17 protein-coding genes and 1 tRNA gene are annotated in these 19,343 nt (G+C 61.8%); 4 read left to right on the forward strand and 14 right to left on the reverse strand.

The window, feature by feature from the left end; translation table 11 throughout:
• Nucleotides 1-196: 196 nt before the first annotated feature.
• The 9 genes from BBOU_RS05250 to BBOU_RS05290 form a co-directional block, all read right to left on the reverse strand.
• The gene (locus BBOU_RS05250) at nucleotides 197-1,048 is read right to left on the reverse strand and encodes an ABC transporter ATP-binding protein (RefSeq protein WP_026503083.1); all 852 of its coding nucleotides are present in this window, start codon (nucleotides 1,046-1,048) and stop codon (nucleotides 197-199) included.
• Nucleotides 1,041-2,129 carry an ABC transporter ATP-binding protein gene (locus BBOU_RS05255; protein WP_026503082.1) on the reverse strand — a complete coding sequence of 363 codons (1,089 nt, stop codon included), beginning with the start codon at nucleotides 2,127-2,129 and terminating at the stop codon, nucleotides 1,041-1,043. Before BBOU_RS05255 ends, BBOU_RS05250 begins: the two co-directional genes overlap by 8 nt.
• Nucleotides 2,122-3,105: a branched-chain amino acid ABC transporter permease gene (locus BBOU_RS05260; RefSeq protein WP_026503081.1), complete on the reverse strand. Its 984-nt coding sequence runs from the start codon at nucleotides 3,103-3,105 to the stop codon at nucleotides 2,122-2,124. The genes BBOU_RS05255 and BBOU_RS05260 overlap by 8 nt, the downstream gene beginning before the upstream one ends.
• A 3-nt stretch (nucleotides 3,106-3,108) precedes the next feature.
• The gene (locus BBOU_RS05265) at nucleotides 3,109-4,530 is read right to left on the reverse strand and encodes an ABC transporter permease subunit (protein WP_026503080.1); all 1,422 of its coding nucleotides are present in this window, start codon (nucleotides 4,528-4,530) and stop codon (nucleotides 3,109-3,111) included.
• Between the two features lie 81 nt (nucleotides 4,531-4,611).
• Nucleotides 4,612-6,162, reverse strand: a complete 1,551-nt coding sequence (locus BBOU_RS05270; RefSeq protein ID WP_238552089.1) for a ClC family H(+)/Cl(-) exchange transporter — start codon at nucleotides 6,160-6,162, stop codon at nucleotides 4,612-4,614.
• Between the two features lie 59 nt (nucleotides 6,163-6,221).
• Nucleotides 6,222-6,644, reverse strand: a complete 423-nt coding sequence (locus BBOU_RS05275) for a fluoride efflux transporter FluC (protein ID WP_026503079.1) — start codon at nucleotides 6,642-6,644, stop codon at nucleotides 6,222-6,224.
• Entirely contained in the window at nucleotides 6,641-7,165 is a 525-nt protein-coding gene (locus BBOU_RS05280; protein WP_081815533.1) for a FluC/FEX family fluoride channel, read from the reverse strand. The genes BBOU_RS05275 and BBOU_RS05280 overlap by 4 nt, the downstream gene beginning before the upstream one ends.
• A 161-nt stretch (nucleotides 7,166-7,326) precedes the next feature.
• A complete protein-coding gene (locus tag BBOU_RS05285) occupies nucleotides 7,327-8,628 on the reverse strand; it encodes an adenylosuccinate synthase (protein WP_026503078.1) in 1,302 nt (433 codons plus the stop codon).
• 339 nt (nucleotides 8,629-8,967) lie between these two features.
• Complete coding sequence (locus tag BBOU_RS05290; protein ID WP_033490231.1) at nucleotides 8,968-10,212, reverse strand: polysaccharide deacetylase family protein; 1,245 nt, start codon at nucleotides 10,210-10,212, stop codon at nucleotides 8,968-8,970.
• A 130-nt stretch (nucleotides 10,213-10,342) separates the two neighbouring features.
• On the opposite strand from BBOU_RS05290, the gene fbaA reads away from it, so the two are divergent.
• Both fbaA and BBOU_RS05300 read left to right on the forward strand, forming a co-directional pair.
• Nucleotides 10,343-11,419 (forward strand): class II fructose-bisphosphate aldolase, encoded by a 1,077-nt coding sequence (gene fbaA, locus BBOU_RS05295; RefSeq protein ID WP_026503077.1) that lies wholly within the window; start codon nucleotides 10,343-10,345, stop codon nucleotides 11,417-11,419.
• Nucleotides 11,420-11,596: 177 nt separating this feature from the next.
• The gene (locus BBOU_RS05300; RefSeq protein ID WP_238552069.1) at nucleotides 11,597-12,562 is read left to right on the forward strand and encodes an SDR family NAD(P)-dependent oxidoreductase; all 966 of its coding nucleotides are present in this window, start codon (nucleotides 11,597-11,599) and stop codon (nucleotides 12,560-12,562) included.
• Between the two features lie 309 nt (nucleotides 12,563-12,871).
• Here the strand turns inward: BBOU_RS05300 and BBOU_RS05305 are convergent.
• Nucleotides 12,872-12,942: transfer RNA gene (locus tag BBOU_RS05305), tRNA-Gly, on the reverse strand.
• Nucleotides 12,943-13,095: 153 nt separating this feature from the next.
• Between BBOU_RS05305 and BBOU_RS09235 the strand changes: the two genes are divergently transcribed.
• A complete protein-coding gene (locus BBOU_RS09235; RefSeq protein ID WP_155809247.1) occupies nucleotides 13,096-13,254 on the forward strand; it encodes a hypothetical protein in 159 nt (52 codons plus the stop codon).
• Nucleotides 13,255-13,564: 310 nt separating this feature from the next.
• Complete coding sequence (gene yddG, locus BBOU_RS05310) at nucleotides 13,565-14,542, forward strand: aromatic amino acid DMT transporter YddG (RefSeq protein WP_051616806.1); 978 nt, start codon at nucleotides 13,565-13,567, stop codon at nucleotides 14,540-14,542.
• A gap of 48 nt (nucleotides 14,543-14,590) precedes the next feature.
• On the opposite strand, the gene BBOU_RS05315 is transcribed toward yddG, so the two are convergent.
• The 4 genes from BBOU_RS05315 to BBOU_RS05330 form a co-directional block, all read right to left on the reverse strand.
• Nucleotides 14,591-15,001 (reverse strand): peptide deformylase, encoded by a 411-nt coding sequence (locus BBOU_RS05315; protein WP_026503076.1) that lies wholly within the window; start codon nucleotides 14,999-15,001, stop codon nucleotides 14,591-14,593.
• Nucleotides 15,002-15,285: 284 nt separating this feature from the next.
• A complete protein-coding gene (locus BBOU_RS05320) occupies nucleotides 15,286-16,140 on the reverse strand; it encodes a phosphatase PAP2 family protein (protein ID WP_026503075.1) in 855 nt (284 codons plus the stop codon).
• Between the two features lie 290 nt (nucleotides 16,141-16,430).
• Nucleotides 16,431-17,405, reverse strand: a complete 975-nt coding sequence (gene htpX / locus BBOU_RS05325; protein ID WP_033490229.1) for a zinc metalloprotease HtpX — start codon at nucleotides 17,403-17,405, stop codon at nucleotides 16,431-16,433.
• A 217-nt stretch (nucleotides 17,406-17,622) separates the two neighbouring features.
• Entirely contained in the window at nucleotides 17,623-19,083 is a 1,461-nt protein-coding gene (locus tag BBOU_RS05330; protein WP_026503074.1) for an FAD-dependent oxidoreductase, read from the reverse strand.
• Nucleotides 19,084-19,343: the final 260 nt, after the last annotated feature.

Below are 19,343 nucleotides of genomic sequence, written 5' to 3' on the forward strand. Positions count from 1 at the left end.
GGCGGAGTCAGGCGGGGCGCTGTTCCCGTATCCGATTACGGCCAACGCCGCACCCCGCTAAAGTCGCCCCTCCACAGCAGCGAAATCCAGGATGGCAACCCGCGGCGTGGAACAGTGACCGCGGGGTGCAGCGCCGGATACGCAAGAATGTTGGAATCATGCGGCGATTCGCTAGACGCACCACGCGCCGCGTCTATTACCGGCCTTCCTCTTCGACTTTCTCCTCGAGGTTGCCCAGGTACAGGGAGATGACTTTCGGGTCGTTGAGCAGGTCGCGGCCGCGCCCGGAGTAGGCGTTGCGGCCTTGATCGAGCACGTAGCCGCGGTCGCAGATCTGCAGGCATCTGCGGGCGTTCTGTTCGACGATCACCACGGAAACCCCGGCCTTGTTGACTTCCTTCACGCGGATGAAGGTCTCGTCTTGCAGCATCGGAGACAGGCCGGCGGACGGCTCGTCAAGCAGCAGCACGGACGGTTTCATCATCAACGCGCGGCCCATCGCGACCATCTGCCGTTCGCCGCCGGACAGCGAACCGGCCAGCTGGTCCTTGCGCGAGGCGAGTTTCGGGAAGATCGAGCTGACGTATTCGAACCGTTCCTTGAACAGTTTCGGCGCCTGGAACGCCCCCATCCGCAGGTTTTCCTCGATGGTCAGCGACGGGAACACGTTCTCCGTCTGCGGTACGAAGCCCACGCCGCGCGAGACGAGCTTGTCGGCGCGCATATTCGTGATGTCCTCGCCGCGCAGCAGCAGTTTGCCGGACCGGATATGCACCAGACCGAACAGGGATTTGAGCAGGGTTGATTTGCCGGCACCGTTCGGGCCGATAATGCCGACGATTTCGCCATCATGCAAGGTCAGTGACGCCCCGTTGAGGATGTTCACGCCCGGCAGGTAGCCGGCGATCAGATCCTGCGCATCCATCAGCGGGTCACCTTCCGGTTCACCGACATGCACTTGCGAGCGCGGCAGCGTGCCTTCCGCGGGCGTATCCGTGCCGGCAGCGGCGGTGGGGTTTTCGCGTTCGCTTACTGTTACGTCACTCATGCTGTTCCTCCTCAAGCTTCTCAAGCGCCGCGTCATCGCCCAAATCGATGTTCGCTCGGGCGCCCAGGTACGCGTCGATGACCGCCTGGTCGGACATCACGTTCTTCGGCACGCCTTCGGCCACGATCTTGCCTTCCGCCATGACCGTCACCCAATCGGCGATATGCCGGACCATGTTCATGTCGTGTTCGACGAACAGCACAGTCGTGCCGGTTTCGCGCAGTGCCATGATGCAGTCGAGCAGCGATTGTTTGAGCGCGGGGTTCACGCCGGCCATCGGCTCGTCGAGCATGACCAGCTGCGGGTCGCTCATGAGCGCTCGCGCCATTTCGAGCAGTTTGCGCTGTCCACCGGAAAGCGACCCGGCGAAATCATCCTTCTTTTTCCACAACAGGAAGCGTTTGAGCAGGCGTTCGGCCTTTTCGCGGTTTTTCTCCTCCTGCTTGCGCCAACGCGCGGGGAATAACGCCGTGAGCATGCCTTCGCCCGGTTGAACGGGGGCGCCCAGCAGCATGTTGTCCATGACGGTCAGGCGGCTCATGACTTTGGTCAGCTGGAAGGTGCGGACCATGCCCATGCGCGCCACCTGCTCCGGAGATTCAGATTTCAGCGGTTTGCCGTCGAATTCCCAGGTGCCGGTGTTCGGGGTGTCGAAACCGGTCATGAGGTTGAAGAAGGTGGTTTTGCCGGCGCCGTTCGGGCCGATCAGCGCGGTGATGCCGTGCCGTTCGATCTCGAAATGTTGCACGTCGACGGCGGTGACGCCGCCGAATTTGCGGGTGATGTTGTCCGCCACGAGGATCGGGTCGGGCTTGGGTACGCCTGGCGCGCCCTTGACGAAGGACAAATCGTGTTGCACGCGGTCCGCGTATTGTGTGGATTCGAGTTTCTCACCTTCGGGCGCACGGGTCGCCCAGCGGGGCAGATCCGCCTCGGGAGTGAGGGAGCCGGAGGCAGGGGCGCCCGGAGCGTCGGCTTCGGAAACGTATGTCTGCTGCTCGAACGGCTTGCCGCCGAAATCGTCGGCTGCGTGCTTGTCGGCCTGCTGTGATGTCGAAGGCTGTGATGTTGACTTACGCATTGAACGCCAGCTCCTTTCGGTCGCCGAGAATGCCTTGCGGCCTGAATATCACGATGCACATGAGCGCGATGCCCATGATCACCCAGCCGAGCGCTTCCACCTGATCGGAGGAGATCACGGTCGTCGGGATTGTGCCACGCATGAACTCCTTGATCAGGGTGAGCGCCACCCACAGCACACATGAGCCAATCAGCGGGCCGAACACGGTCGCTGCACCGCCCATCAGCAGGATCGTCCACGTGTAGAAGGTGACCTGGCGACCGAGCGAATCAGGCTGGACGGAACGCGGCAGCACGAAGATGATGCCGGCGAGCGCACCGAACGCACCGCCCAGGAACAGTGACTGGATCTTGAAGCGGGTCACTGACTTGCCGAGCGAGCGCACCGCGTTCTCATCCTCGCGGATGCCTTTGAGCACGCGGCCCCACGGGGAGTTGAACCAGCGCCAGGTGAGGAACAGCGCGATGCCGACCAGTACCCAGGCGACGATGCGGATCCACCAAGAGTTCGCCGTATTGTTCGAGTAGGTCCACAGCAGGAAGGTCGATTGCCCGTCGGGCAACGGGGAGAGTGCTTCGAACTTCTCCGTGAAATCCTGTGGGGAGATGCCGCCGGAACCGCCGGTGAGTTTCGTCATCGCGGTGGAGCGGCCGATTATGCGAACGATTTCAGCGGCTGCGAGCGTGACCATCGACAGGTAGTCGGGCCCGAGCTTAAGCGTCGGGATACCGAGCAGCAGCGCGAACAGGAACGACAGGAACAGCGCCATGCACAGGGAGCCGAGAATGCTCCAGCCCATGGATTGGGTGATGGCGAACCCGTAGGCGCCCAGCAGCATGAATCCCGCCTGGCCCATGTTGAACAGGCCGGTCATGCCGAAGTGAATGTTCAAGCCGATCGCCGCAAGCGCGTAGGCGGCGGTTGTGGGCGCAATCAGTTCGCCCAGCGAATTGGTGATAATCGTGAGGAAATCCATGGTTCAGCCCACCCTCTGTGCTTTGCCGAAGATGCCCTGCGGACGGAACAGCAGGACGATGATGAGGATTGCGAGCGCCGAAGCGTACCGCATGTCGTTGGGAATGATAAGCGAGCTCATATCCGCGACGACGCCGATGATGAGCGCACCGACCAGGGCGCCGGGAGCGGTGCCGAGACCGCCGAGCGTGACGGCGGAGAACATGAGCAGCAGGAGGACCGCGCCCGTGTTCCATGCGATGCCTTTGAGGTAGATGCCCATAAGCACGCCGGAGAGTGCGGCGAGCGCGCAGGATAGGATCCATACGATCCGAACGACGTGTTCCACGTTGATGCCGGATGCCGCGGCGAGCGCCGCATTGTCGGAGACGGCTCGCGTGGCGCGGCCGAATCGCGTGTGGTACAGGAAGTAGGTAACGGTCACGATGACAACGATTGCGATGGCCGCGGAGATCAGGGTCGCGCGGTCTGTGGTGATCGGGCCGATCTGGAAGCCGCGTTCCACAGAGGTGACGATGCCTTTAGTGCTGCCGCCGAAGAAGAACTGGAACAGGTATTGCAACACCATGGACAGGCCGATGGTGACGATCATCTGTTGCAGCGGGCCGACATGCTTGCGGCGCAACGGCGCCCAGATGACTTCGTTCTGGATGAGACCGGTCAGTGCGCCAATCGCGATGGCGAAGATACCGGAAACGATGAGCGGCCAGTGCAGCATCTGCGTGCCGACGTACGTCATGAGGCCACCGAGTGTGACCTGCTCGCCGTGGGAGAAGGAGCTCAGGCCGGTGGTGCCGTACACGAGGTTCATGCCGACGCTCATCAGCGCGAGCATGAGGCCGAAAATCAAGCCGGAATAGAGCTGCTGCCAGAAACGTTGGCCGAAATTGCTGGAACTGCCGGATGCGCTTGACGCCGACGAGCTGTTGGCGGTGGAACTTGAGTTGCCCGACTTGGCGTTGCTTGATGATGCCGAGCCGGACGCCTTACTGGAAGCGGCGGGCGAGGCGTTCGTCTTGTCGAATCGGACGACGGCGCGTTGTTTGGAAAAATCGCTTTTATCAATGCTCACGGTCTCTGTGTTGCCGGGCAGGCCGTGGCTGGAGGCGACCGACTTGTCGATGGTGACGGTGTAGGAGCCGTCCGCGGTTACGGAGAACGCCCATTTGCCGGAGGCGTCGGTGGTGGTGGTCGCGGATTCCTTGCCGGACAGGGTGACGGTCACGCCGGCGATCGGTTGTTTGCCGGAATCCTGCAGAATACCGTTTACGCAGCCGTTGGTGGCTGTCGGGTTGCAGGTCGGTGTCGCTTGGGCGGCGCGGGCGGTTGACGGGAATGCGAGGAACGCCACCGGTACCAGTATGGCGAGCATACAGGCCAGGATCAGGAGCCGATGGCGTCGCGCAGTCGATAGTGCGTCTGTCATGTGTAGTCCTCTCTCGAATACCCCTCACGATAGGTGTTCGAGATTCGACTACCGGTTGCAATAACGTTTCGCTACGGTAACTTAGTGCTCTTTCGTGTTAACGGGCGGCGTGGCCGAGGCCGCTGATTCGGCGTCGCACAGCCGTTGCAGCGCCGATCGGACGGTTTGTTCCTCCTGTCCGCTGAACAATACAATCAGATAGTCGCCGCCCCGCAGCATGGTGTCGCCGCGTGGAACGATTTCATGTTCACCCCGTCGAAGCCCGATAATCAGGCAGCCGGACGGCCAGGCGACGTCGCGCACACGATGCCCGTCGGCGGGCGCACCCATTTCCAGCGGAAAATCCATGATGCCGGCGCCGAGTCTGCTGGGCAGTTTCGCCATTTGCCCTTGCCCACGCATATAACGTTCGAGCAGCACACCGTAAATCGGTTTCGTACGCAGCAGGTCGGAGACCAGCAGGGCGATGAACGCGGCTGCGGCGACCGGCAGCATGTGCGTCAGGGTCCCGGACATTTCCACGGTCAGCAGGATTGAGGTAATCGGGGTTTTCACGGACGCTGCGAGTGTGCCGGTCATCACGCAGACCGCGAACACGGGGATGGACTGGGCGGGAAGCCCCCACAAGTCATGCCCGAGCGTGCCGCACACGCCGCCAGCCAAGGCGCCGGTTGCGAGAATCGGCATGAAGATGCCGCCTGGTACGCCGGAGCCGAAACTCGTGCTGGTGAACAGGATTTTTGCGACCAGCAGGATGCACAGCATCAACAGCCCCGGATGCCCTCGTTCGGCGGTTTGCACGAGGTTCGCTCCCCCACCGAGCACGTCGGGCAGCCACAAGCCGACCGGTAGGGCGATGGCGATGGCGATCATGGGGCGCAGCCAGTCGGGAAGCTTGCCGTACAGGGTTTGGAAGCCGAGTAGGGAACGGTTCATCAGCGAACCGACCAATCCGGCGATGATGCCGAGCACAATCAGCCACAAATATTCGTTGAGCGGCAGCTGCTGGATGTCACCGAAATCAAGGACCGGCGTCAATCCGAAACAGTATTTGGACACGAAATCCGCGGTCAAGGAGGCGGCGGTCGCGCCCATGAGGATGGCCGGGGAGAAGCTGCGGTGGATGCCTTCCAACGCGAACATCATGCCGGACAGCGGGGCGCTGAACGCTGCGGACAGGCCGGCGGCCGCACCCGCGGTCACCAGATAGTGCTCTTGCACGTCTTCACGCCGTTCGCCGCGCATGCGGTGCGACAGGAATTGTGCGCCCGATGCGCCGATCTGGATGGAGGGGCCTTCACGCCCCAAGGACAGGCCGAACAGGGCGGCAAGCAGGCCGCCGAGGAAGCGTACCGGCAGAATCGTCTGCCATTTCATCTTCAGACCGCTCAGCACCACGCCATCGGTTTGCGGAATGCCACTGCCGGAGGCCATCGGCTCCTTGCGGACCATCCACGCGATAAGCAGGCTGACGAGTATCGCCGCCAACGCCCAGGGAGCGATCAACCATGGGGTGAGGCGGATTTGCGCGTACATCCAGCGGGCGAAGCGGAGACTCAGCTCGATGCCTTGACGGTAGATGACCACAAGCACGCCGGACAGCAGGCCGATAAGCACGCCGGCACCCGCCATACGCCATTTGAGGCGGGCGAATGAGGTGAGCAGACGGTCTGCGGTGGCGTGCACATCGTTCACAGTGCTGCCGCCAGCCACCAGCCGAGCGCCACGCATAGCAGCGGAACGACGTATTCGAGGACGATGTTGGCTGCCGCGACGGCGCGTTTGCCGTTGCGTAGCAGGGTGACGCTTTCGTTGATGGCGGTCGAGAACGTGGAGAACCCGCCGAGGAAGCCGGTGGCGAGCACCAGACGCCACGGGCTGGCCGGGTCGCCGTGGTAGACGAAGGCGGCTGCGACAATACCGGCGAGCAGTGAGGCCACGATATTCACGACGAGCGTGGACAGCGGGAACGCGTGGATGGCCGTGGTGCGTTCATCCGCGTTGTCGGGAATGCGGGACCACGGCTGTTTGACCGCGGTATCAAGCACGAACCGGGTGACGGCGCCCAGGCCGCCCATGAGGCACAGGAGTGCGCCAATCAGGAATGATGTCATTGCCGGGCCTCCTGTTCTGCGGAGCTGACGGGATTGCTGGAATCACTGCCGGAGTCGCCGGACAGGGCGGTTTGACCGGCCGCCGCGGTACGTTCCGCGCGATGCCCGGCTGCAAGCCGATCAGCGCACCAGACACCCGCAAACGCAACCAGCAGACCAAGCACCACGCTGACCAGCAGGTACAGCAGCGCCTGCCCTGCCTGCCCGCCGAGTATGCCGGTGAAGCCTTCCAACGCGAGCGTGGACATGGTTGACAATCCGCCGCACACGCCCATGCCGGCGCCACGGTTGACCAGTTCGCGTTTGCGCGGGCGAATCCAATCAGCCTGCGCCAGATACGCGCTTAATCCCGCGTATACGAAGCATGCCAGCAGGTTCGCGGCGAGCGTGCCGAAGTGGAATCCTCCGGCTGTCGCCGGTATCGCGAGACCCAGCAGGTACCGCACGCACGTGCCGATCGCGCCGCCGATAAACACCACCACATACAGTTGCGGGTCGGAGAGCGGGGAACGTTTCGTCATATGCTCCTTCTCTTCCCTGTTCTTGTTACTCTCTATGGCCTCCGGGATGTCCTCCGGCACGGCCTGTCACGCCCTCTTATGCGGGACCGGAGCCGTGACGCTCCTGCGCCTCGGCTCCGGTCCGGTCGAGTTTGCCCTGTAACGCCTTGCAGACTTGCGGACTAGTCGATCAGCGAGTGGACGGAGATGATATGGTCACGCTGAGGGCCGGTACCGATCGCGGAGATCCGGCATCCGGACAGGTCTTCGAGACGCTTGACGTAATCCTGGCAGGTCTTGGGCAGGTCCGCGAAATCATGCACCTGCGAAATATCCTCGTCCCAGCCGGGCATGGTCTCGTAAATCGGCTTCGCCGCGGTGAAGGCCGCCTGATCGACAGGCATGTCGTCGTAGCGGGTGTGCGTGCCGTCCGGGTTTTCCACATCGTAGGCGACGCAGATCGGAATGTCCTTGAGGCCGGTGAGCACGTCAAGCTTGGTGAGCACGATATCGGTCAGACCGTTGACACGCACCGCGTACCGGTTGACGACAGCATCGAACCAGCCGCAACGGCGGGGGCGACCGGTGGTGACGCCATACTCGTGACCCTGCTCGCGCAGCCAATCGCCCTGCTCGTCGAACAGTTCCGTCGGGAACGGGCCTTCGCCCACGCGCGTGATATACGCTTTGGACACGCCGATGACGCGGGTGATCTTGGTGGGGCCGACACCCGTGCCGGTGCAAGCGCCGCCGGCGGTCGGGTTCGAGGAGGTGACGAACGGGTAGGTGCCGTGGTCCACGTCAAGCATGGTGGCCTGGCCGCCTTCGAACAAGACGGTCTTGCCCGCGTCGAGCGCATTGTTGAGAATCAGAGACGTGTTCGCCACGTACGGCTTAAGCCGTTCACCAAGCTTGAGCAGCTCGTCGGTGGTGCGGTCCACGTCAATCGGACGGCGGTTGTACAGCTTGACCAGCATCTGGTTCTTCTGGTGCAGGCTCGCCTCGACCTTGTCGCGCAGATGCTTCTCGTTGAACAGGTCGTGCACGCGGATGCCCACGCGGTTGATCTTGTCGGCGTACGCCGGGCCGATGCCGCGACCGGTGGTGCCGATCTTATGCTTGCCCAGGAAGCGTTCGGTCACCTTGTCGATAGTGCGATGGTAGGGGGCGATTACGTGCGCGGACTCGCTGACCAGCAGGCGCGAGCAGTCCACACCGCGGGCTTCGAGGCCGTCGATCTCTTGGAACAGGACTTCAGGATCGACAACCACGCCGTTGCCGATGACAGGCGTCACGTTCGGGCTGATAATGCCGCTGGGCAGCAGGTGCAGCGCGTAGGATTCGTCGCCGACGACCACGGTATGGCCCGCGTTGTTGCCGCCGTTGAAGCGGGCGACATAGTCGACATGCGAGCCGATGAGATCGGTCGCCTTGCCTTTGCCTTCATCGCCCCACTGAGCGCCGATAAGAATGATTCCGGGCATGATGCACCTCCGCAAAACGCATGATTCCGCCGCCCACAGGTTACCGTACCCCCTCTACCGGGTGGTGCGGTGAACGGGGTGGAGATGCGGACCGGGTGCAGGCGGATGTCAGCCGGCACGCCTCCCCCACCTTCTACCGATGCTCACGGGACTCTCAGCGTCGGCAAACGCAGAAACCCAACCTTCCACCGACACTCACACGACCGCCAGCGTCGGCAGAAGCAACACCATAACCCACTGCCGACACTTGCATAATCCCCAGCGTCGGCAGAAGCAGAAACCCAACCCTCTGCCGACGCTCACAGCACCGTCAGCGTCGGTAGAAGCAGATGACGCAACCTACTTCTTCGCGTCACCGCTCTTATCAGTCAGCGGGGCGGCACTGATGCCGGCAAGCTTCAACAACCCGCTGATGGTCACGAACTCGTAGCCTTGCGCCTTGAGATCGTCAATAATGCCGGGCAGAGCCTCGATATCCTGATCACGGTTGCCGCCGCCGTCGTGCATGAGCACCACAGCGCCGTTGTACGCGTGGTTGAGCACCGCGTCATGGATCGCCTGCGCGCCGGGGCGACGCCAATCCTCCGTGTCGATACTCCACAGCACGTTGTAGTCGACCAGATCGTATACGTCCTTCCACTGATCCACCGTGAACGAGCCGTACGGCGAGCGCATCATGCGCGTGCCCACGCCGGACGCCTTCTTCATGTTGGCGAACCCGGCGTTGATTTCCGCACGCAACGCGTCACGCTTCATTTTCGGCATAAACGGGTGCGTGTTGCTGTGGCTCGCGACTTCATGGCCTTCCGCCACCATGCGCTTCTCCAACGCCGGGTACCGCACCGAATACTGGCCGACGTCGAAGAACGTCGCTTTGACGCCCTTTTGCTTGAGAATGTCGAGAATCGGGGCGGTGTACTGGTCGCTCGGGCCGTCATCAAAGGTCAACGCAATGACCTTATGACCTTCGGGGCGCGGCGATACGCCGACAATCTGTGTATCCACCATCTGTTTGGCCATTCGTTTGGCGATGCGCTTCTTGGACACGTCGCCCACCCAGATTTCACGCTTGCCGTCCTGGCCGCGGGTTTTGACCATTTGGATGACACCGCCGGCGATATTGACCGTAATACCATGCGGAACCGTCTCATAGTCGGTCGTATGGCCTTCGGTCACGTCACCGCCGGACGTGACGCTGATCTGCGTGTTCCCGGAAAACCGCGTATTACCCCAATCCGACGGGTCAACCTGCTGATTGTCAACCGTCAGCGACACCGGGTGCCCTCCCGTCGTTTTCAACACACTGCCGTCCACTGCGAGCAGTTTGCCCGGATGCGCGCCGAAATCATCATGGGCGCTGAGCAGCTGTTTCGCCGTTGTACCAGCAGAAATCTCCATCTGCTGACCGTTGACGAACACGATAATATGACGCAACCGCGCCTCCCACGCCCACGCGCTCCCGCACACGACCAGAAGCACAATCACCACCAGTGCCGCAATAAGCCGCCCCAACCAAGGCTGACGCTTACGCTCGCTCGCACCGGTAGCGCTATCACCGAACGAAAGCTCTTCTACTTCCTTCATTGACCTTCCATCCTTACAATCCTGTTACGGTATTGTCACACACGACGGGGGTTTTGTATATCGCCTCTCGCAAAAACAACACACCGTGTTCGAACCATGCTGATGCCATCGTATGCGGGATAATGGAATCATGACTATCGCAACCTCTGAACGGTATGCCGAGATGCTCGATGCGGCGCGTCGCGGCGGCTATGCTTACCCTGCTATCAACGTGACCAGCACGCAGACCTTGAACGCCGCATTGCAAGGCCTCGCCGATGCTGAATCCGACGGTATCATCCAAGTGTCCGTAGGCGGGTCCGCCTACTTCTCCGGGCAGCGGGTCAACAACCGGGTCACCGGGTCGCTCGCGTTCGCCGCGTTCGCGCATGAAGTCGCCGCAGCATACCCGAATACGGTTGCCTTGCACACCGATCACTGCGCCAAACAGTATCTGGATGAATGGGTGCGGCCGCTGCTCGCCATTGAAGCGGACCAGGTGGCGCACGGACAGGAGCCGTCATTCCAATCGCACATGTGGGACGGTTCGACCGTCCCGCTCGCCGAAAACCTTGATATCGCCGAAGAACTGCTCGCCAAATCGGTGGCCGCGCACACGGTGCTGGAAATCGAAATCGGCGCGGTCGGCGGCGAGGAAGACGGGCAGCGCGCTGAAATCAACGAAAAACTCTATTCGACGCCCGCGGACGGCGTAACCGTCGCGCAACGGCTCGGATTGGGCGAAAACGGGCGCTACATGGCCGCGTTCACCTTCGGTAACGTGCATGGTGCGTACAAGCCGGGCGTGGTCAAGCTGCGGCCGGAACTGTTGGGCGATATCCAGAACGAGGTCGCCGCCGCCGTGGCGGACGGGCGAATCACCGGACATGCCGCAGGACGCGGGTTTGCGGGGGACGTACCTGAAAACAAGCCGTTCCCGCTGGTGTTCCACGGTGGATCCGGGTCCAGCGCCGAGGAAATCGCCGAAGCGGTGCGCCACGGTGTTGTCAAAATGAATATTGACACTGACACCCAGTACGCGTTCACGCGAGCGATTGCCGGGCACATGTTCGCGCACTACGACGGCGTGCTCAAGATCGACGGCGAAGTAGGCGATAAGAAGTTCTATGACCCGCGCTCGTGGGGGCGTGAAGCCGAGGACTCGATGGCGCGGCGCGTGGTCGAAGCGTGCGAGCGACTCGGGTCGGCAGGGCGGCGACTCAAGTAGCCTGTCTGGTTTTGGGCGGGCGATGCCGGCAGTCCAGTTTGCATACCGCTCCAGCCCCGTCACCCCGCCCTCTGCCGACGCTCACCACACCATCAGCGTCGGCAGAAACAGAACACCAACCCTCCACCGACACTGAGACACCCACAAGCGTCGGCAGAAGCAGGAGAAGGAGTTGCCGTGAAAGCAATCGTTACCGGAGCGTCCAGCGGATTGGGACGCGATATGGCGCTGTACCTCGCCGAACTCGGATACAATCTCGCGCTCGCGGCACGCAATCAGGCGCGTCTGGACAATGTAGCGCAAGAAGCGCAGCGGATCGCAAGCGCGCACGGCAAAACCATCACGGTCGAAACCGTCGCGCTCGATTTGGCGCAGCGCAGCGCGTGCGAGCAACTGTTCGCGCGCTACCGTGACGAACGTATCGACCTGCTCGTCAATAACGCCGGATTCGGCCTGTTCGGCGACTTCACCGACACCCCGCTGGACCGCGAGCTCGAGATGATCAACCTCAACGTGGTTTCCTACCACGTGCTCACCAAACTGTTCGTCCGCAAGTTCAGGCGTGACGGGCGTTGCCGGCTGCTCAACGTGTGCAGCGCTGCCGGATTCCTGGTCGGACCGCGTCTCGCCACCTACTACGCGACCAAGAATTACACGCTCAAACTCACGCTGGCCGTAGCGCAGGAGCTGCGGCGCGAACGCGTTCCCGTCACCGTGAGCGCGCTGTGCCCTGGACCGGTTGACACGCATTTCAACGCGACCGCAGGCGGGGAATTCCTCACGCCGGGCGCATCCAGCCGCGCGGTTGCAAGGTATGCGATCGACAAGACGCTGGCCGGCAAGCTTATCATCGTGCCGACCTGGCAGGTGAAAGCCGGACTGTTCGCCGCGCGATTCCTGCCGTGGAGCGCACAACTGCGGCTCATGGACCGGTACGATTGCGGGAGGCAGAGCGCCCGAGTCAGCGAATCAGGCCACCCAAAGCGTGTCTTTGTGAGGATTCGCTCACACAATGGCACCCCAAAGACCCAGATCAGCCTGTTTCCCACTCGCCACGGGCCGTTGTGTGAGGATTGGCTCACAAAATGGACGGCACGGCACCTGAAATCAACAAGCCTGACGATCCCAGGTGCCTCCGTGTGAGGATTCGCTCACACAACCGTAACGCGCAACGGACGCCGGTAATGTGAGATGAGCGCGCTTCCCGGATAAGCCACTCAAGGTGAGAACCGTTTGTCATCCAACCGCTCACTCGCCGTATCACAAACTCGCTGCGCTCACAGGCTTTCCAGCGTAACCAGTTGGGGAATCAGACAAGCTAGCTGCGTCCAGCAACCCGCCAGCATAACCAGTTTTGGAAAGGCGGCGGTCGCCCGGGAGTCACGCAGTCCTGAGCAGGAGCCTGGCGCGATACGAAAAATCGCGGCACCAAGCCGGTACCGCGATCGCGAGAGCGGATGACGGGAGTCGAACCCGCCTCTGAAGCTTGGGAAGCTTCCATTCTACCGATGAACTACATCCGCAGATGCACAGCAAAGCCACACATACAAGTAAGCACTCTACCACAGCGAGCCGATTTGTGCATCCTGCCCGCGCGGGACCACTACCCGGGACGCTGACGCCGCTACCGAACCCCTAGGACTATCGTCGCAAGAGCACAATATCTGGAGGGACACATGGACAAAGGCTTGCTCATCGCACAAATCGCACTCGGTATATTGCTGATCGTCTTCGGCGTCAGGGGTCACGACGTTCCGATTATCATCATCACGGCGGCCGGTATGATTCTTGACGTCATCGGCTGGTGGTGGCAGTCGCGCACGAAACGGCAGTAGCATGGTGCGGCTCGTCCGGCCGTTCGTCCGACTGGGTGTCTCCGCGTTCGCCTGGCTGTTCGCCTGATTATTTGCCTGATTGTTTATCTGGCAGCTCGCCCGATTGTTCGTCTGCCGGTCGAACCGGCGTCACCCGGCGTGCACACCCGGGCGGTACAGTGGCCCTAGCAATATGCAGGCGGTTTTGTTCCGCTCCAATATACGCTCCGCACACCCGCCCGGCACCGAGTGCCCGACCAAGTGCCAGGTGCCGGGCAACGGGTGCCGAACGGAACCGCGCTTCCAGCAATCCCTAAGGAGAGCCCCAGCCATGACGAACCACACCACTGACACCGCCAGAAACCCACTGCTCGGGCATGCGATTTCGCATGGCGGCACGGTGATCGGTTTGTTCGCCATCGTGTTATGGGGTTTCATGGCCGGTCTCATGCGTCTTGCCGCGGACGCGTTCGGAGCCACGCTCGGCGCCGCCATGGTTTACACGGTCGGCGGTGTCATGCTGCTGCTCACCCGCCGACCGAAACCGCTCCCCCAAGCGCCCCGCCGCTACCTGCTGCTTGGTGGCATCATGTTCATCACCTATGAGACGTCGATTTCCCTGTCCATCGGCCTTGCTTCGACCGCCGCGCAATCCGTCGAAGTCAGCCTCGTCAACTACCTGTGGCCGACCCTGCTGGTACTGTTCACGGCGGCGCTGTCCGGCCGAAAAGGCACAGTCTGGCAGGCTTTGCCGGGAGCGATTATCGCCACGGTCGGCGTTGCGATGGCGGTGGGCGGCGACAGTCTGGATGTGCAATCGGCGCTGCGCAATATCGCGTCGAATCCGCTGCCGTTCATGCTGGCGTTCGCCGGGGCACTGATCTGGGCGGTGTACGCGGCGATCACGCCGAGCATGTCCGGCGGCTACGACGGCACGACGGTCTTTTTCTGCTGCGTGGCAGTCACCCAATGGGTCATCCACTTCATTTCCGGCGGCGGGATGCCCACGCAGGCTCCGAGTGTCGGCGGTGTTCTCGCAACGGTTGCGTGCGGCGTGTCCATCGCGGCCGGATACGCATGCTGGGGGCATGGCATGCTGCACGGCAATATGGAAACGTTGGCAATCGGATCATACGCGACACCAGTGTTCTCGACCGCATCCAGCACCGTACTGCTGGGGGTCGCGCTCGGACTGCCGTTCTGGATTGGCGTGGCGCTCGTGGTCACCGGCTCGCTGCTCAACGTGTGGTTCTCGCGGCGGTCACAGGCGCGGGCGAGGCGGGCATCGGACGCCGGACGCCGCGAGTGAGGACCCGCTCACACAACGGCGCCTGTCTGGCATCGGCTGCGACCTGGCTCACACCAGAATGCCGTCGAGGTGGTCGACCTCGTGCTGGATGATCTGCGCGACCCACCCGGAATAGCCGGTCACATGCCTGCGGAAGGAGTCATCCTGCCAAGCGACGGTGATGTTCTCGTACCGTTTGGCACGCGTCACATCTTCCAGCGACAGGCATCCTTCTTTCGTCAGGTACATGCCGGAACGCTTGATAATAACCGGGTTGACCATGACGACATCTTCCTCGCCCATCGTGACGATGATGATGCGCGTCAAACTGCCGATCATATTGCCGGCCATGCCGACGCAATCGTCATGATGCGCGGCGAGCGTATCACGCAAATCCGTAATCACCGCGGCGTCGTCCACTGTTGCAGGCGCCGATTTGCGGGCGAGGAACGTCCGGTCTTTTACAATGTCACGCTGCATGAGGTCTCCTGTCTAAAGCCTTGTGCTGATTGGCGTCTGCCATCATACCGACAGCCGCAGATGCGGGCGGCCACGTCGATCGCCGCACGGGGACCATGTCATCACGTTTCACGTGAAACACCATCCGGCTGGACGACCTGCGCCCGATCGGAGCAAGCAGTCGCCCCACCGCTGTTTCACGTGGAACATTCTTAACCGGCATGACTACGCCACCCATCACGCGGAACCGCGCCATCCTGCATGGTGTTTCACGTGAAACACTCCGGCCGGAATCCTTGCGCCATTCACCGCATAGGTTCGCACAACCGGTACACGCACCACGTGAGCACTGGCGTCAACACAAGTGACGTACCTACATCGGTCGGATAATGCACGCCATACACCACACGGGAGAACGCAACCACGAACGGTACGATAATCAGGACAACCGTCAGCACCGCACGTACCCCACGCCAAACGACCGGCGATTGCGGTATCGCACTGTCGGCGGCGATAGCCGGGGTGCGCGAATCACCTGCCGACAATCCAGCCAACCTGCGGGACCCCTTGATTCGTGCGTCAATGACCTGCAACATGAACAATGCGAGTGATACGACCACCACCGAACACGCAGTATGGCCGCTGGGGAAGCTCGGATCGGGCATGAGCACGCCGCGCGCGGTACTCGGCCGCGGCCTATCGACGATTGTTTTGATCAAGCCGATCACCGCCATCGGCAGCGCAGCCATCGCCAATCCCCGCAGCATCTGGCCGACGCTGCGCGTGACCGCCAAAATCACGCCAAGCAGTATGGCAATCACCGGTACCGCAACCATTGCGGAAAAGCATACGGCGATAGCGTGCGCAGCCGGCACAAAAGCCGCCCAACGCGCCCCAGCGGCAAGAATAATCCGCATTTCAGCGGCATGATCTGCCGTGTTAGACCGCAGCATCAAACCTTCGACGATAGCGAGCGCCACCATCGCAACCGCGAACAGCACCAAGCTCAGCGACGTACGATGCCGCGATAACACACGTGACGCGGATTGCACACCGGCTTGCATGTCGGCTTGCGGGAGCGGCTGTTCGCTGATCTGCCCGCTCATGGTTGCGCTCATCGCTGTGTCGTCGTGGAGCTTGTGATGCGTTGTCTGAGCCACGCCGAATCCTTTCGCCCGTAACAATCATTAGGAAACATCCTCTGTACGCGCCGCACGAATAGCAGCGGAAGCGGGGACACGAGCCATCAAGCGTACCACCCAGCCAAATGTCGGAACGCAACAAGCCCTCTGACGGCACCAACCCATCACAATGCGCCCCGCAACCCTCCACCGACGCTCAGACAGTAGCCAGCGTTGGCAGACGGTTCTGATGACGCCCACACCACCCCCAACGTCGGCAAACGATTCTACCGACGCTCACACCATTCCCGGCGTCGGTAGACGGGGATTCAGCGGCCGTACTGGGAGTAGACGGGCTGTGCGGTCTGCTGGTAGGGGACCTGCGGGGTGCCACCCGGCATGGTGACGGCAGTGCCGTGCATTTCGTGGGCCATCTGCATCAGCCGGTTGATGCGGTCGGCGGTCGGCGGGTGGGTGGAGAAAAGCTTCTGGAAACCTTGCTCGCTGAACGGGCTTTCAATCATCATGGCAGCGGTGCTCTGATTACCGGCTGTCGCCTGCATCGGGCATTCCTTCACGCCGTACGAAATCTTATACAATGCGGATGCGAGTGCCTCTGGGTCTCCAGTCAGCTTGCTGCCGTCCTCGTCGGCGTCATACTCACGCGTCCGGGAAATCGCAAGCTGAATCAGCGACGCCCCAATCGGGGCGAGAATCGCACTGAGCATGACCCCTAGGAAGCCGAGCGGACCGGAATCACGGTCATCGTCGTCACCACCGCCGAAGTACATGAGCGCGTAGCCGAGATACGTGATAACCGTCGCCATGGCTGATGCGATGGCGGAGGTGAGAATGTCGTGGTTGTACACGTGCATCAGCTCGTGGCCGAGCACACCGCGCAGTTCACGCTCATTGAGAATCTGCAGGATGCCCTGCGTGCAGCATACGGCCGCGTGATGCTCGTTACGACCGGTTGCGAACGCGTTGGGGCTCATGGTCGGCGCGATATAGATGCGGGGCATCGGCTTGCCGGCGCGGGCGGACAGTTCGCGTACGATCCGGTACAGTTCAGGCGCTTCCTGTTCCGACACGTGGCGCGCACCCATCGAGGCGATGGCGATGCGGTCGGAGAACCAGTAGGAGATGAATGTGCTGGCCACGCCGATTATGAGATACATCCCCAGCGTGTCTTCACTTGCTCCGGTCAGCCACCAAATCAGCATGATGACAGCCCACATCAGCCCAAATAGGAGGACTGTTTTCAAGCCGTTGCAATGGCCATGCACCTTCATGTTGCCGTTCATGGTGCTCAGCCTAAAATTCCTCGCTGAGTTTTTTCTGAATACGCGCTTGACGTAAGGACGCGATGGCTGTCCGAGACGCGTGACGGCGGTGTCGCAACATGCGAAAAACGTTGCAACATCGCCGTTTTCCGGAGTATTCCAATCGCGTTCAGCAATGCTACGCCTACAGCTCAGCGCGCATCACTCAAGTCGATTCAGGCCCAATTATCCGGCCGCGTCACTCGGCGTGAGCGAGCTCACGCATCTGCTCAGGATCGATGACCTTCTTATGTTCACGGCCTTCTTTCGCGCCTTCGGACCGTTCGAACGCGTCAATCCGCTTCCATCCGGCGAAATCGATCGGCTTGATACCGCGTTCGGCAAGCAGACGGTCGATGGATTCGGGGTCGCGGTCGGGGGCGATGCGTCCACCCTCGGCGGCTTTCGACAGGTCTTCGAGCATATTGGTGACAATCATCAGGGCGTCGGACTTCGTGGAGCCGATCAGGCCCACCGGACCACGCTTCGCCCAACCGGTTGCGTACAGGCGGTCGCGTACGTCGCCGCCGTCAGCTTCGGTGGTGATACGGCCGTCACCGCCCGCGTTCGCCAGGTGCGCGTGACGCTCGTCATACGCGATACCGGGCGCGGTGGCCGGCTGATAGCCGATGGCATGGTACACGGCCTGCACGGGGTAGTCGGTGAATTCGCCGGTGCGGTGCATCACACCGTCGGCACCGGTTTCCGTACGTTCCACGCGAATCGCCTTGACCTTGCCGTCCTCGCCGAGCACCTCGGTCGGCGCGGAATTGAAGTGCACGTAGTACTTGCGGTCCGCCGGGTTGCCTTCGAAATCGACGTCGCCGTCGTCTTCCATGTCTTCGGCCATTTCGCGGATTGCGTACAGTTCCTCGACCATCTGACGGGTCAGCTTGTTCTTGCCGGCTTCCTCGATGGTGTCATCGTCAAGCTCGAAATCGTCCTCGTTGATAATCAGCTGGACGCCCGGCAGTTTCTCCATCTCACGAAGCTCCTGCACGGAGAACTTCGCCTGTGCGACGCCACGGCGGATGAACAGGTGCAGTTCGCGCGCCTTGTTGCCCTTGATACCCTCGTACACATTGTCGGGGATGTCGGTGCGGGCCTTGAGGTCGTCGGCGTTGCGCATGAGCTCGCGGGCGACATCCATCGCCACGTTGCCGCCGCCGATTACGGCGACCTGCTGCGCGTCCAACGGCCACGTGCGGGCGCCGGTGGGGTATCCGTCGTACCATTCGACGAATTTCGCGGCGCCATACACGCCGTCCAAATCCGCACCGGGCAGGTTCAGCGGCTTGTCTTTGACCGCGCCGGTCGCGAACAGCACGGCGTCGTAGCGCTGGAGCAAGTCATCAAGCGTGATGTCCTTGCCGAACTCCACATCGCAATACAGGTGGATGTCAGGATTGTCGAGGGTCTTCTCGAGCGCGTCCGCGATGAATTTGATGCTCGGATGGTCCGGGGCGACACCGTAGCGCACCAGGCCAAAAGGCACCGGAAGCTTCTCGAACAGGTCGATGCGGGCGTCCGTGCCCACGCCGAGCTTCTCGCCTTCCTTGCGCAGCTGCCGCAGGAAAATATCCGACGAATAGACGCCTGCCGGGCCGGCGCCGATCACTGCAATCCGCAGTCCGTTCTTGTCATCATGTTGGTCAACCATGCGTTCCAGCCTAACGCAACCACGGTAATTGCGGAAGATGTACGAGCGCCGTGCAACCAACCAGCCACACCGCAGGCGGATAGCAGCCGTCGGCACCAAATCCCGAAACACACTCGCCCGCCATGCAACCAATCAATCACACAGCGGACAGATACCAAGCCAAAGCAAGAGAATTCCCTAGACAACCCGCCCGCCATGCGACCCAACAATCGCACCAAGCACTCATCGCGACATGAGAAAGCCAAATCCAACTCGATGTC

It is taken from the genome of Bifidobacterium boum (assembly GCF_000741535.1).
Classification (GTDB): Bacteria; Actinomycetota; Actinomycetes; order Actinomycetales; family Bifidobacteriaceae; genus Bifidobacterium; species Bifidobacterium boum.

Bases quoted from the DNA above. Each gene is read 5' to 3' on its own strand.
- BBOU_RS05250 (WP_026503083.1), bottom strand. From the start codon at position 1,048: ATGAGTGACGTAACAGTAAGCGAACGCGAAAACCCCACCGCCGCTGCC.
- BBOU_RS05255 (WP_026503082.1), bottom strand. From the start codon at position 2,129: ATGCGTAAGTCAACATCACAGCCTTCGACATCACAGCAGGCCGACAAG.
- BBOU_RS05260 (WP_026503081.1), bottom strand. From the start codon at position 3,105: ATGGATTTCCTCACGATTATCACCAATTCGCTGGGCGAACTGATTGCG.
- BBOU_RS05265 (WP_026503080.1), bottom strand. From the start codon at position 4,530: ATGACAGACGCACTATCGACTGCGCGACGCCATCGGCTCCTGATCCTG.
- BBOU_RS05270 (WP_238552089.1), bottom strand. From the start codon at position 6,162: ATGGCGGGTGCCGGCGTGCTTATCGGCCTGCTGTCCGGCGTGCTTGTG.
- BBOU_RS05275 (WP_026503079.1), bottom strand. From the start codon at position 6,644: ATGACATCATTCCTGATTGGCGCACTCCTGTGCCTCATGGGCGGCCTG.
- BBOU_RS05280 (WP_081815533.1), bottom strand. From the start codon at position 7,165: ATGACGAAACGTTCCCCGCTCTCCGACCCGCAACTGTATGTGGTGGTG.
- BBOU_RS05285 (WP_026503078.1), bottom strand. From the start codon at position 8,628: ATGCCCGGAATCATTCTTATCGGCGCTCAGTGGGGCGATGAAGGCAAA.
- BBOU_RS05290 (WP_033490231.1), bottom strand. From the start codon at position 10,212: ATGAAGGAAGTAGAAGAGCTTTCGTTCGGTGATAGCGCTACCGGTGCG.
- fbaA (WP_026503077.1), top strand. From the start codon at position 10,343: ATGACTATCGCAACCTCTGAACGGTATGCCGAGATGCTCGATGCGGCG.
- BBOU_RS09235 (WP_155809247.1), top strand. From the start codon at position 13,096: ATGGACAAAGGCTTGCTCATCGCACAAATCGCACTCGGTATATTGCTG.
- yddG (WP_051616806.1), top strand. From the start codon at position 13,565: ATGACGAACCACACCACTGACACCGCCAGAAACCCACTGCTCGGGCAT.
- BBOU_RS05315 (WP_026503076.1), bottom strand. From the start codon at position 15,001: ATGCAGCGTGACATTGTAAAAGACCGGACGTTCCTCGCCCGCAAATCG.
- htpX (WP_033490229.1), bottom strand. From the start codon at position 17,405: ATGAACGGCAACATGAAGGTGCATGGCCATTGCAACGGCTTGAAAACA.
- BBOU_RS05330 (WP_026503074.1), bottom strand. From the start codon at position 19,083: ATGGTTGACCAACATGATGACAAGAACGGACTGCGGATTGCAGTGATC.